Below are 12,839 nucleotides of genomic sequence, written 5' to 3'. Positions count from 1 at the left end.
TGCAGCTCGTTGTTCGCCTCCGTCGGATTTTTAAGGCGCAGCCGGACGAGACTGCCAGAGAGCAACCTCAACCCATCAGGCGCGGCAGATCTGCTGCCAACATATCGATGGCAAGGCGCACCTTTGGCAACATCACGGGCGATCTCGGCCAGACGGCGTAGGCTTCGAAGACGCTCGGCGGTCTATCGGTCAGAACCCGCACGAGTTCGCCCGACAAGACCCTGTCGCGCACCAGCCAGCACGTGAGCCAGGCTAGCCCGCGCCCTTTTACCGCCGCGTCGGCTATCGAGGCGAGATCGTCAAGCCGCAGCCGCGATTTCGGCAGAACTTCGCGTGCGGGCCCTGCCGCTGCCGGAAAGGTCCAGGCTTTGTCGTTGTCGCCGCGGCGATAGACGATGCCCTGGTGATGAGCGATATCGTCCAGCGTTTGTGGCACCCCGTATTTTTCCAGATAGGCGGGCGAAGCGCAGACGGTCATGGGCTGTCGGGCGATCGCCCGCGTCATCAGGTCGGGATTGTCCTTCAGCGGACCGTTGCGCACGGCAAGGTCGAAGCCGTCCTCCAGAAGATCGACGACGCGGTCGCTGAAGGAGAAGTCGAGTTCGAGATTCGGATGGTCGTCGAGCAGGCGGGTCAGGATCGGAGCGGCACAATGGCGCCCGAAAAGCGCCGGCATCGATACACGCAGTCTGCCGCGGACTTCGCGCTTGCCCGATTCAAGCTGGGCCTCGCCGATGCGGATTTCCTCGACGGCTCTCAGGCAACGCTCGTAGAAGAACCGGCCTTCGTCGGTCAGGTTTTGGGCACGGGTCGTGCGGTTGAAGAGCCGGACGCCGAGCCGCTCTTCGAGCCTTGCAATCGTCTTGCTGACCGCCGAGCGAGTGAGATGGAGTCGCTCGGCCGCGGCCGAGAAACCACCGGCCTCGACCGTCTCGACAAAGATCGAAATTCCCTTCAACTGCTCCATCTTTGTTTCCTCAATGGCACCATTCTGGCGATTTAATATCTCAACTAGAGAGGAATATTCAACGATATATCTGCTGCTCCGCCTATTGAGAAGGAGCAGAAAGATGCAGACGACAAGGCAATGGCAGACCGATGCCATCGGCCCGGAGGCCAATCTGAAGATCGGCGAAGGCAGAATTCCTGAGGTGTCAGGCACGATGATCCGGGTGCGGACGCAGGCCGTCTCCCTCAATTTCCGCGACAGGCTGGTGCTTGATAGCGGCATGGGCCTGCCATTGCAGTTCCCCTTCGTGCCGGCCTCGGACATGGCAGGCGTAGTCGATGCCGTCGGGCCTGATGTCACGCGCTTCAAACCCGGCGATCGGGTGATCTCCACCTTTAACCCGGACTGGATCGATGGACGCGGGCCTGGAACTGCCCGCAATCCACATTATCAGACGCGCGGCGGCTTTTATTCTGGGGTACTTTCCGAGCACATGGTGCTTTCCGAGGAATGGTTCGCGCTTGCGCCTGATACACTCGATGCGGCTGAAGCAAGTACGCTGCCCTGCGCCGGGCTGACGGCGTGGTTTGCGCTCATCGAATGCGGCAAGCTCAAGGCCGGCGACAAGGTGCTGGTGCAGGGAACCGGCGGGGTTGCACTTTTCGGCCTGCAGATTGCCAAGGCGCATGGCGCCGAAGTCTTCATCACATCAGGCAGCAGCGAAAAGCTCGAACGTGCATCGGCGCTCGGGGCCGATCATCTGATCAACCGCCAGGAGCGCGACTGGGTGGAGCAGCTCTATCAACTGACCGGCGATTATGGCGCTGACCACGTGCTGGAAATCGTCGGTGGGCCGCATCTCGGCCGGGCGCTGGAGGCCGTGGCGGTCAACGGCCGGATTTCGGTGATTGGCGTGTTCGAGGGCTTTGAAGTCTCGGCGCCTGCTGCGCCCTTGCTTCTCAAGGCGCCCGTCGTGCAGGGAATTTCGGTCGGCCACCGCCGGGGGTTGGAGGATCTGGTGCGCGCCGTCGACCAGACGGGGCTGAAGCCTGTGATCGACAGACGTTATGCTTTCGAGGACCTGCCGCAGGCGCTCGATCATCTCTATCGCGGCCCGTTCGGCAAGGTCGTTATCGAGTTCTGAGACATGTGCTCCCCTCGCACCGTGAGGGGAGCGTTCTGCTATGCGGCGGCGATGGCTGCGCTTTCGAAGATAAAGCCCTCGTCGGCCCAGCCGGTCATGCCGCCGACCATCAGCTTGGCATGGAGGCCGAGATTGGCGAGACGGAAGGCGGCCTTGTCGGCGCCGTTGCAGTGAGGACCGGCGCAATAGACGACGAACAGGGTATCCCCCGACCATTCCGACATGCGGTGCGCGGTCATCTTGCCGTGCGGCAGGTTGATCGCGCCCGGTACATGGGCCTGCGCAAACAGTGCCGGCGAGCGGACGTCGAGAAGAATGAAATCGACCTTGGCGCCGGCAAAGGCGGCGTGGACATCCGAGCAGTCGGTTTCGAAGGCGAGCTTGGCGGCATAGTGGGCGGCGGCAGTATCGGGGGCTGCGGCAGGCATTTCGGCAACGGGGCTTGGCATCGTTTTTCCTTTCATGGTGCAATTGTCGCCTGGTATCGCCGATGCTAGAACTTTGCGAAACTGGCCATAACGACCGACAGCGTAAAGATCATGCCAAACTCATCACTGCCGCAGACGAAAGGACCATTGGTCGCAGCCCTTGCCTATGACGGGCTCTGCACCTTCGAGTTCGGCATCGCCTACGAAGTCTTCGGCCTGCCGCGCCCGGAGATGGGCGAAGACTGGTATCGCTTCTCGGTCTGCGGCATCGAACCGGGGCCGCTTCACGCCGCCGGAGGGCTGACGGTCGCGGTCGACAAGGGGCTGGAGGTGCTCGACGAGGCGGATCTGATCGTCGTGCCCGGCTGGCGGGCGATCGATGCGCCGGTGCCGGCGCCGCTCGCCGCAGCGCTCAAGGCGGCGCGTCAACGCGGCGCGCGCATCATGTCACTCTGCTCCGGCGTTGCGGTTCTTGCCGGATCGGGGCTGCTCGCCAACCGCAGGGCGACGACACATTGGCGCTATGTCGCCTCGATCGCCGCCCGTTATCCGGACATCGCCCTCGATCCCGACGTTCTCTACATCGATGAAGGCAGCCTGCTGACGGCGGCGGGCAGTGCTGCCGGCATCGATCTTTGCCTGCATGTGGTGCGCGGCGATTTCGGCGCGGCGGCCGCAAACAGCGTCGCCCGCCGCCTCGTCGTGCCGCCGCACCGCGAAGGCGGACAGGCGCAGTTCATCCACGCGCCGGTTCCGCAGGAACGCGAGGGCATTCGCCTCGGGCCACTGATTGAATGGATGCGCCAAAGCCTTTCCGAGGAGCAGCCGATCAGCCTGCTTGCCAAAAGAGCAGGCATGAGCATGCGTACTTTTCAACGGCGCTTCGAAGCGACAACGGGTCTCAGTGTCGGCGAATGGCTGCTGAAGGAGCGGATGCGGCATGCGCGCGACCTTCTCGAAAGGGAGCTTGCGGTATCGCTCGATGATATCGCTGCCACCAGCGGCTTCGGCACGCTGGCGACAATGCGCCACCATTTCCGCAAACGGCTGGGCACGAGCCCGCATGCCTATCGGAAGTCATTTGGCGGATAGAGGGCCTGACGCTGCGAACGTTGCCGGCGAGATCCAACGCCGCGGATCATTGTTTCCGCGGCGTCGCAGATCGTTACTCCGCCGCCTGACGCGCCATCGGGTTGTTCGGGTGCGTCGTCCAGTTGGCGTAGTTCGGGTCGACGATGCGGCCGGTGCGCTTGTCGAGGGTGCCGGCGGGAAGCTGTTCCAGGGTGATGCAGTTCTCCACCGGGCAGACGCTGACGCAGAGATTGCAGCCGACGCATTCCTCGTCCATCACCTCGAAATGGCGAACGCCGTCGACGAAGTTGGTGATCGCCTGATGCGAAGTGTCCTCACAGGCGATGTAGCAGCGGCCGCATTTGATGCAGGCATCCTGATCGATCCTCGCCTTGGCGATATAGTTGAGGTTCAGATATTGCCAGTCGGTGACGTTGGGCACGGCGCGGCCGGTGATGTCGTCGAGGCTGCGATGGCCCTTTTCGTCCATCCAGTCGGAGAGGCCCGTGATCATCTCCTGCACGATCTTGAAGCCATAGGTCATCGCTGCCGTGCAGACCTGAACGTTGCCGGCGCCGAGGACGAGGAATTCGGCGGCGTCCCGCCAGGTGGTGATGCCGCCGATGCCTGAGATCGGCAGGCCGTAGGTTTCGGGATCACGGGCAATCTCGGCCACCATGTTGAGCGCGATCGGCTTGACGGCCGGGCCGCAATAACCGCCGTGGCTGCCCTTGCCGCCGACGGTCGGGTTCGGGGCGAAGTTGTCGAGATCGACGGAGACGATCGAATTGATCGTGTTGATCAGCGAGACGGCATCGGTGCCGCCGGCCTTGGCAGCGCGGGCAGGACGGCGGACATCGGTGATGTTCGGCGTCAGCTTGGTGATGACCGGCATGCGGGTGTACTGCTTGCACCAGCGTACGACCATTTCGATGTATTCCGGCACCTGGCCGACGGCGGAGCCCATGCCGCGCTCCGACATGCCGTGCGGACAGCCGAAATTGAGCTCGATACCGTCGGCGCCGGTTTCCTCGACCAAGGGCAGGATCGACTTCCAGGCCTCTTCCTCGCAGGGCACCATGATCGAAGCAATCAGCGCCCGATCGGGCCAATTCATCTTGACCTGCTTCATTTCCCTGAGGTTGGTATAGAGGTCGCGGTCGGTGATGAGTTCGATATTGTTCAGACCAAGCAGGCGGCGGTCGGCGCCCCAGATCGCGCCGTAGCGCGGGCCGTTGACGTTGACGACGGGCGGGCCTTCCTCGCCCAGCGTCTTCCAGACCACACCGCCCCAGCCTGCCTTGAAGGCGCGCTCGACGTTATAGGCCTTGTCGGTTGGCGGCGCGGACGCCAGCCAGAACGGGTTCGGAGACTTGATGCCGACGAAATTATTGCGGAGATCAGCCATTGTTCATTCTCCCCTTCAAGCAACCGCGACAGCCGGAGCGGCTGCAGCAGACAGGGTGCGATGGATGGATTCAGCTGCGTCGCGACCATGGGCGACGGCGGAAACCGTGAGATCGTCGCCGCCGAAGACGCAGTCGCCGCCGGCCCAGACGCCATCGAGCGAGGTGTGGCCTTCGACATCGACGGCGATGCGGCCGGATTCCATGCGCAGCGAACCGAGGCCCGAGGCGTCAAAGTTCTGGCCGATCGCCTTGAAAATCTGGTCGGCGGCGATCACGCCGGTCTCGCCGGTGCCGATGAGGCGGCCGTCAAGAACCCTCGTATATTCCACCTCGATGGCGGCAACCTTGCCGTCCTGTGACAGGATCGATTTCGGCGCCAGCCAGTGACGGATGATGACGCCCTTGGAGCTTGCCAGATCCTGCTCGAATTCCGACGCGTTCATGTGCTCCTTGCCGCGGCGGTAACAGATCGTCACCTCCTCGGCGCCGAGCAACTTTGCCTGAACGGCAGCGTCGATCGCCGTCATGCCGCCGCCGAGGACGACGACCCGGCGGCCGATAGCTATTTCGTTCTTTTCTTCGGCTTGGCGGAGTGCCGCGATGAAATCGACAGCGTCGTCGACGCCTGCAAGGTTCTCGCCGTCGATGCGCAGGGCGTTGACGCCGGCAAGGCCGATACCGAGAAAGACGGCGTCATACCGCGCCTGCAGATCGGAGAGCGAAAAATCGCGGCCGAGAAGAGCGCCTTGGCGAACTTCGATGCCGCCGATCGAGATGATGTAGTCGACTTCCTGCTGGGCGAAATCATCGACCGTCTTATAGGTGGCGATGCCGTATTCGTTGAGGCCGCCGGATTTTTCCCTGGCGTCATAGATGACGACGGAGTGGCCCTTCACGGCCAGACGATGGGCGGCGGCAAGGCCGGCTGGGCCTGCGCCGACGACGGCGATCGTCTTTCCTGATGCTTCGGCCCTGGCGTAGAACTGCCTGCCGGCCTGTATGGCGGCATCGGTCGCATAACGCTGCAGCCGGCCGATCTCGACGGGGCGTTCTTCTGCCGTGTTGCGCACACAGGCCTGTTCGCAAAGCTCTTCGGTGGGACAGACGCGAGCGCACATGCCGCCGAGGATGTTCTGATCGAAGATCGTCTTGGCCGAGCCGATCGGATTGCCGGTCGAAATCTGCCGGATGAACAGCGGAATATCGATCGAGGTCGGACAGGCCGTCATGCACGGCGCGTCGTAACAGAAATAACAGCGGTCGGCGGCGACCAGCGCCTCATGATTGTCGAGGCGCGGATGAAGATCGGAAAAATTAGCCTCATACTCGGCGGGCGAAAGCCGGCCGGCATGAATCCCCGTTTCCAGTCGTTCCATTGAAGTTCCCTCATTATTGGTAAACGGCCTGTGAGGGAAAGCGTAACTCAGGTTTAAAAATTTATCAAACGGTAAAATTTTGAGAGCGTTCTGTTGTTTATCCCTAGATAACTATCTGTTTCCTTTCACTGATTTTCACTGGTCGATATCGGTGAAATGGTGGGACGTGTGTCAGCGTCAGGACTTCCAAAAAAGATTCGAAAAAGTCGGATTTTTTTGTTGGTGGAGGGAACCAATGTTGGATGTCGTCGTTATTGCGATATCTGGATGGTGACCGCATCGACCCAACATGCGCGCCCCCAACCCACCATCCGGACGTACTCACGGTCCCCTCCCGGTGAGTGAAGACAGCTGGTGCGCCGCCCTCGCACCGGCTGTTTTTCCGTTTGCGACGGTTTGTTTTCTGGTTTGCTTTCACAGGCGCTTAAAGATTTCGAATTCGCTTTCCGGAATGGTCAGGCGATATTCGATGCGGCCGGGCACGAGGCTCAGCTCCGCCCTGCCGTTGACCGACGAGGGCACGACACGCTCCAGCACGGTGCGGCCGAAGCTGTTGTCGCTGAATTCGTGGATTTCCAACTGGTTCTGCAGCACCTCTACCCAGGTTATTTCGATCGCCTTCCTGTCGCCGATCATGGCGTCGCGGCAATTCAACGTGATCGAAGCGGCGCCACCGGAAATCGCGCCGTAGGAGGCGGAGTTGACGATGAGTTCATGGAGGGCGAGCCCGAGATGCACGGCGGCATTCGGCGTCAGATGGGCGTTGATGCCGTAGATCGGCATGGAGCCGGCCGTTTCCGGCCAGTAGGGGGCGAATTGCTTTTCGGCAAGTTCGAAGAGATAGGCGCCGCGCCAGCTCGAGTCTGTAATCAGATCCTGCGAATTGGAAAGCGATTGCAGCCGTCCGCGAAACTTGAGGAGGAAGCTGTCGAGAGAGAGCGTGTTGCGCGCCGTCTGGGTGGCGATGCCCTGGATGATGGCGAGAAGGTTCTTCGAGCGGTGCGAGAGTTCGCGCAGCAGCGATTTCAGCACTTTTTCACGATGTCGGCTTTCGGTGACTTCAGCCATTACCGACAGAAGTCCATGTGTGCCGCGTTCGCCGGTGCGCTGGATCTTCAGCTCATAATTGCGCATTTCGCCGTCGACTTCGATCTCGACCTCGGCATTGTTGGGGATACCGGTTTCCAGCACTTTGTGTTTTAGTGCCGTCAGATACCGGCCGTGCGCGTCGCCAAAGAGGGCAGCATCGCCGCCGCCCGGCATGAAGAGCGCCGCGAAATGCGGCGGCAGATTTTCGGCGTAGAAGATTGAAAGCCGGGCATCCTGACAGAGGATTGAAATCCCGGCGCTGCCGAGCGCGCGTTCCATCATTGCGGCTTTGCTTTCGAAGGTAAAAGGCATGCCGGACAATGGTTCAGTCGTATTCACTCGGCCGCCTTTCCTTGTGACATCTTGAACGTCGCTGAAGGACGCGCCCTTAGAGACGCCGCCGGTCAACTCTAGAACAAAGCGCTGCAAAAACCGTTAAAGCCACCGGAGCGTCCCGGTAACACCGGAACGCCTGTTTTGGCGATTTGGTTCCGAAGGCCGGAAAATTGCGTCTCAGGCAGCCACTCTGGTCGATTCGTTGAAGAAAAGAGCTTGGCTGATCAATGCCTTGACCATGTCTGGATTGAAGGGCTTGGTGACGAGGAATGTCGGTTCGGGCCGCTCGCCGGTCAAAAGCCTTTCCGGGAAAGCGGTGATGAAGATCACCGGCACGCTAGACGTCTTGAGGATGTCGTTGACAGCGTCGATGCCGGAGCTGCCGTCGGCCAGCTGGATGTCGGCCAAAACCATGCTCGGCTTGGTTTTGTTGTAGAGCGCAACGGCCTCGGCGTGCGTGCGGGCAATGCCGGTGACGCGATGGCCGAGGCTTTCGACCATTTGCTCGATATCCATGGCGATCAGCGGTTCGTCCTCGATGATCATGATGTCGGTTGCGACCTGACGGGAAATCTCCTGCGAGGCCATGTCGAGCAGACGCATGACATCCTGTTCGTCGAGTTCCAGGATTTCGCCGATCTCGGCGACGCGGAAATTCTCTACGGAGGCGAGCAGGAAGGCTTGACGGGCGCCTGGCGAAACCTTGGAAAGGTTGAGCGTGGCGCGCTGTTCCCAGGCATAGGGCGAGGTGGGTTCTGGAATCTGGACTGCGGTGGAACCAAACAATTGCGTAAACAGTTTGTAGAGTGCCACCCGGTCATTCGCCGTATCCGGGAAAATCGTGAGATCGGCGATGATGGCTTCGAGAACGGCGGCGACATACGCGTCGCCGGAAGTCTGAGTGCCGGTAAGGGCGCGGGAATAGCGGCGCAGATAAGGAAGGTGCGGCGCAATTCGAGTGGAAAGTGTCATTAAGGGCTCCCGTATGCAGGCCGGTCATTGGCTTCAATGAGCGGTAAACGTCACTTTGATAAAAAAGTTCCGGAATGGCAGGAACTTTTTTTGTCGCGCCGCATTATTCCAGCCGACGAGGAAAGGGCGTAGCGTTTTGACCCATGCAACAAAAGATGCCAGCGACATCGACAATCGGAGGGTCGGTGTCGATGGTTGAAATCGTGATCGATCCCATGCACGCCCCAACAGACAACCGGCGAGAAGACGAATTGATGATTACACGCAAGAAAGAAGCAGCCGACCAGCGCAAGCTGGAGCTGCGGGCAAGCGATATACTGGACCCGAACAATCAGATCGGCGTCAGGCTGCGGTCGCTGTATGCCTCTGCGCAAGGGGAGGCGATCCCCGATCGTTTTCTCGATCTTCTCGAAAAGCTCGACCATGCCGAAATGATGGCTTCTGCCAAGATGGCCGAATAGGATCGTGCGCATGGAAGATAAAGCGCAACCCAGCTTCAAGCGGGAACTGCTGGCGGCCCTCCCAAGTCTCCGCGCCTTCGCAATATCGCTCATCGGGCGGCATGATCGTGCCGACGATCTCGTCCAGGACACCATCATGAAGGCCTGGGCCAAGCAGGATCATTTTGAGATGGGCACGAATATGAAGGCCTGGCTGTTCACGATCCTGCGCAATGAACTCTACAGCCAGATGCGTAAGAGCGGCCGCGAGGTCCAGGACAGCGACGGGCTGTTCACGGAATCGATGGCGATGCACCCCTCGCAATACGGCGCGCTCGATCTGCAGGACTTCAAGAAAGCGCTCGACCAGTTGCCGCCGGACCAGCGCGAGGCGATCATCCTCGTCGGCGCCTCGGGTTTTTCCTACGAGGAGGCGGCCGAAATCTGCGGCTGCGCCGTCGGCACCATCAAGAGCCGCGTCAACCGCGCCCGTCAGCGGCTGCAGGAATTGCTGCAGATATCCGGCGAGGCCGATTTCGGCCCCGACGCCACCTCGGCGCCGCTGACGTCGAAGGCGTTTGCGTTCTGAAAATTATGATCGCGAAAAGCCGGCGGCCTCTTGGGGCGCCGGCTTTTTTGCGTTGTCGGGAGCGTGAGCAACCGCGCGGCGGAGACGGGGTTGCGGGTTGTTCCGCGGGATCCTCCTCTCCAACCTCATTCCTGTGACGAGCACAGGAATGAAGGAAGTTGGCATGGTGCTTCTGAATCCAAAGGCGATCGGGTGCTGCCGGTCCCCTCCCTCCTCAATCCTCGCGCTTCGAACCCATCAGATTGGCCGCGACGATGGCTGCCAGCACGCCGGCGGTCAGCAGCGGCTGGGCGCGGATGAGACCGAGGCCAACCGTTGCGAAGGATTCCAGCGCCGCGCGGCGCTCGCGGGCACGACGCTTCTCCCGGGCATTCATGACTGCCATGACCACCAAGGCGATGATAGCGATCAGCAACGCGCCCGCGGCCAGGAAGAGCACGGCGGCGAATGCGCCGTAGATGCCGGCGAGCCAGATGGCGCCGGCGGTGACTGCCAGCGCGTAGGCGGTGAGGAGAAAGAGCGCGGCAAGCGCGATGAAGATGCTATTGCGTTTGGCGCGCGCAACGGTCCGGTGCACGCTTGCGCCGGTCAGCAGGCTGAGGATCGAGAACAGCATCGCGCGTCCTCAGCGGCGGGCGAGGAAGGCGATAACCAGGCCGAAAGCGGCTGCGGCGCCGATCGTTGTCAGCGGATGTTTGCGGACGGTCTCGCGCATTTCGGTCGCGCTACGCTCGTAGCCGTGCTGCAATTCGCGTAGCAGATCCTCGCTGCGGCCGAGCAGGTCCTCATAACCGGCGCCGGCTTGACTGCGGATTTTTTCGCCCTGGTGGCGCGAACTCTTGCCGACGAGGCGTGTCAGTTCCGCGAGTTCGTCGCGCAGCGCCTCGACCTGCTCCTCGATGCCGGATTCCAGATTGTGGAAAGTACCATTGCGGCGGCTGCGGCCGGATTGGAAGATAGAATAGCTCATGGCTGTCTCCATTGGCTGGGGCGCGCGCAAGCCCGCCTATTTCGCACTGGGGTCGCCACCGTTCGTTGCATGAATGATATTGCCCGGCATTGACCCAGATCACTGCCGAAAACGTGCCGGGCGATCAAAAGTTCCGCGTGTGCTGGTCTAAGGACGGGATACGGCGCTGTGGGCAAGCACGAAGGGCGTGCCGTCGGCCGGCACCTGGTTGATCCGCAGCGCGCAGCCGAACACCGACAGCATTGTTTCGTCCGTCAACACGTCACTGACGCTGCCGGCGGCGGCGAGGCGGCCGGATTTCATCAGCACGATGCGGTCGGCAAAGAGCGCCGTCAGGTTGAGATCATGCATGACGGCGATGACGCCGCCGCCGCGTTCGCAGAAATTGCGGGCAAGCGTCATGATCGCCAGCTGGTGGCTGATGTCGAGGCTTGAGACCGGCTCGTCGAGCAGCAGCCAGCAGGGTTTGCCGTCGACGACAGGCTCGGCGATCTGGCAGAGCACGCGGGCAAGCTGCACGCGCTGCTGCTCGCCGCCGGAGAGTTCCTGATAGAAACGGCCTTCGAAGCCGGTCAAGTCGACGGAGGAAAGTGCGGCGGCGGCCGTCTGGTCGGCCTTGTCGGGATTGAGGTTGATGCCTGATGTCAGGCCCATGCGGACGATCTCTCGCACGGTGAAGGGAAAGGAGATCGTGCTTGCCTGCGGGAGCACGCCACGAACGGCGGCAAGCTGCCAGGGTGACAGTCCTTTGACCTCGTTGCCGCCGATGCGCACCGAGCCGCCATAGGCAAGTTCACCGGAGATTGCCTTCATCGTCGTCGTCTTGCCGGAGCCGTTCGGCCCGGCAATCGCCGTCAGCTCGCCGGCCTTTGCCGTGAAGGCGACGTCGCTGATGATGGCCTTGCCGGAAAGGCGCACCGAGACGCCGGAAACTTCGATCATCTCAGTCACTCAAAGGGCAAGGCGTGAACGCTGCCTCAGCAGGATCCACAGGAAGAAAGGCCCGCCGACGGCCGCGGTGATAATGCCGATCGGCAGTTCGGCCGGGGCGACAAGGGTGCGCGCCAGGACGTCGGCGAAGATCAGCAGTGAGCCGCCGAGAAGGGCTGCAGCCGGCAGCAGGAAACGATGGTCCGGGCCGATTGCCATGCGCAGGATATGCGGCACGACGATGCCGACGAAACCGATGCCGCCGCTGACGGCGACGGACGCGCCGGTCGCCGCGGCGACGCCGACGATCGCGATAGTCTTCAGCCGCTGGACCGGCACACCCATATGGAAGGCGGCGGCCTCGCCGAGCGTCATGGCATTGAGGCCGCGAGCCATGAAGGGCAGGGCCGTGAAGGACAACAGGATGATCGGGCCGGCGGCGGCGATCTTCATCCATGTGGCGCCGGCAAGCGAGCCCATGCTCCAGAATGTCAGGTCGCGCAGCTGCTGGTCGTTGGCCATGTAGATCAGCAGTCCTGTCATCGCCAGGGTGAGCGCGCCGAGAGCGATGCCGGCAAGCAGCATCGTCGCCACCGAGGTCTGACCGTGGCGGGTGGCGATCCTGTAGAGCTGCAGCGTCGTGACGAGACCGCCGCCAAAGGCGGCCGCCGGCAGGGCATAGATGCCGAGAAGCGCCTGGAGTGGAGCGGCAAGGCCACCGCCGAGCACGATGACGGTGACCGCACCGAGGCTTGCACCGGAGGAGACGCCGACGAGGCCGGGATCGGCCAGCGGATTGCGGAACAGGCCCTGCATCACCGTGCCGGAAACGGCCAGCGAGGCGCCGATCAGGAAGCCGAGGATCGCCCTCGGCAGGCGGATATCGAAGATGATGATCCGGCCACGCGTGCTGAGCGCCGTCTCGGAACCGGCCATGTTGCTGATAACGTCGAGGATCGAGACATCCGAGGCGCCCGTCGTCACCGAAAACAGCATCGAGAAGACCGAGCCGATGACGAGCAGCGCGATGACCAGCAAAGCGAGCCGCGTTCTGTCGCCCGCCCGCCGGTTTGCGCTGATCTCCGCCATCGGGAATGGTCGCCTTCGTTCCATCATGGCTTGCGGCAGGACCATGA

General features: G+C 62.0%; 14 protein-coding genes. 4 read left to right on the top strand and 10 right to left on the bottom strand.

Going from position 1 to position 12,839, the window contains the following annotated elements:
- Positions 1-67: 67 nt before the first annotated feature.
- On the bottom strand, positions 68-967 hold the full coding sequence (locus tag HJB82_RS17760) for a LysR family transcriptional regulator (protein ID WP_207581501.1): 900 nt from the start codon (positions 965-967) through the stop codon (positions 68-70).
- A gap of 103 nt (positions 968-1,070) precedes the next feature.
- Between HJB82_RS17760 and HJB82_RS17755 the strand changes: the two genes are divergently transcribed.
- Positions 1,071-2,093, top strand: coding sequence for an NAD(P)-dependent alcohol dehydrogenase (locus HJB82_RS17755; protein WP_207581500.1), 1,023 nt, complete (start codon positions 1,071-1,073; stop codon positions 2,091-2,093).
- A 38-nt stretch (positions 2,094-2,131) separates the two neighbouring features.
- On the opposite strand, the gene HJB82_RS17750 is transcribed toward HJB82_RS17755, so the two are convergent.
- Positions 2,132-2,542: a rhodanese-like domain-containing protein gene (locus tag HJB82_RS17750; RefSeq protein ID WP_207581499.1), complete on the bottom strand. Its 411-nt coding sequence runs from the start codon at positions 2,540-2,542 to the stop codon at positions 2,132-2,134.
- A gap of 90 nt (positions 2,543-2,632) precedes the next feature.
- Between HJB82_RS17750 and ftrA the strand changes: the two genes are divergently transcribed.
- Complete coding sequence (ftrA, locus tag HJB82_RS17745) at positions 2,633-3,613, top strand: transcriptional regulator FtrA (protein WP_221116565.1); 981 nt, start codon at positions 2,633-2,635, stop codon at positions 3,611-3,613.
- Between the two features lie 73 nt (positions 3,614-3,686).
- Here ftrA and preA read toward each other — a convergent pair whose 3' ends face one another.
- From preA to HJB82_RS17725, 4 genes are all read right to left on the bottom strand, one after another.
- Complete coding sequence (preA, locus tag HJB82_RS17740; protein WP_207581497.1) at positions 3,687-5,000, bottom strand: NAD-dependent dihydropyrimidine dehydrogenase subunit PreA; 1,314 nt, start codon at positions 4,998-5,000, stop codon at positions 3,687-3,689.
- 15 nt (positions 5,001-5,015) lie between these two features.
- Positions 5,016-6,377: an NAD(P)-dependent oxidoreductase gene (locus HJB82_RS17735; RefSeq protein ID WP_221140832.1), complete on the bottom strand. Its 1,362-nt coding sequence runs from the start codon at positions 6,375-6,377 to the stop codon at positions 5,016-5,018.
- Between the two features lie 414 nt (positions 6,378-6,791).
- Positions 6,792-7,787, bottom strand: coding sequence for a sensor histidine kinase (locus HJB82_RS17730; protein WP_221140908.1), 996 nt, complete (start codon positions 7,785-7,787; stop codon positions 6,792-6,794).
- Positions 7,788-7,979: 192 nt separating this feature from the next.
- Entirely contained in the window at positions 7,980-8,774 is a 795-nt protein-coding gene (locus tag HJB82_RS17725; protein WP_003581798.1) for a response regulator, read from the bottom strand.
- Between the two features lie 254 nt (positions 8,775-9,028).
- Between HJB82_RS17725 and HJB82_RS17720 the strand changes: the two genes are divergently transcribed.
- Together HJB82_RS17720 and HJB82_RS17715 are read left to right on the top strand one after the other, a co-directional pair.
- Positions 9,029-9,235, top strand: coding sequence for a NepR family anti-sigma factor (locus HJB82_RS17720; RefSeq protein ID WP_207584361.1), 207 nt, complete (start codon positions 9,029-9,031; stop codon positions 9,233-9,235).
- A gap of 10 nt (positions 9,236-9,245) precedes the next feature.
- A complete protein-coding gene (locus HJB82_RS17715) occupies positions 9,246-9,803 on the top strand; it encodes an RNA polymerase sigma factor (RefSeq protein ID WP_007630757.1) in 558 nt (185 codons plus the stop codon).
- A 214-nt stretch (positions 9,804-10,017) separates the two neighbouring features.
- On the opposite strand, the gene HJB82_RS17710 is transcribed toward HJB82_RS17715, so the two are convergent.
- The 4 genes from HJB82_RS17710 to HJB82_RS17695 form a co-directional block, all read right to left on the bottom strand.
- Positions 10,018-10,419, bottom strand: a complete 402-nt coding sequence (locus tag HJB82_RS17710) for a hypothetical protein (RefSeq protein WP_207581495.1) — start codon at positions 10,417-10,419, stop codon at positions 10,018-10,020.
- Between the two features lie 9 nt (positions 10,420-10,428).
- Complete coding sequence (locus tag HJB82_RS17705) at positions 10,429-10,773, bottom strand: YqjD family protein (protein ID WP_207581494.1); 345 nt, start codon at positions 10,771-10,773, stop codon at positions 10,429-10,431.
- Positions 10,774-10,920: 147 nt separating this feature from the next.
- Positions 10,921-11,715 carry a heme ABC transporter ATP-binding protein gene (locus HJB82_RS17700; RefSeq protein ID WP_207581493.1) on the bottom strand — a complete coding sequence of 265 codons (795 nt, stop codon included), beginning with the start codon at positions 11,713-11,715 and terminating at the stop codon, positions 10,921-10,923.
- Between the two features lie 9 nt (positions 11,716-11,724).
- A complete protein-coding gene (locus HJB82_RS17695) occupies positions 11,725-12,837 on the bottom strand; it encodes an iron ABC transporter permease (RefSeq protein ID WP_221140830.1) in 1,113 nt (370 codons plus the stop codon).
- Between the last annotated feature and the right edge of the window lie 2 nt (positions 12,838-12,839).

The sequence above is a fragment of the Rhizobium sp. NZLR10 genome, assembly GCF_019685125.1.
In the GTDB taxonomy this organism is placed as follows: domain Bacteria; phylum Pseudomonadota; class Alphaproteobacteria; order Rhizobiales; family Rhizobiaceae; genus Rhizobium.
Note: the sequence above shows the minus strand (reverse complement) of the source record. Positions and strands in the feature narration are given on the sequence as shown.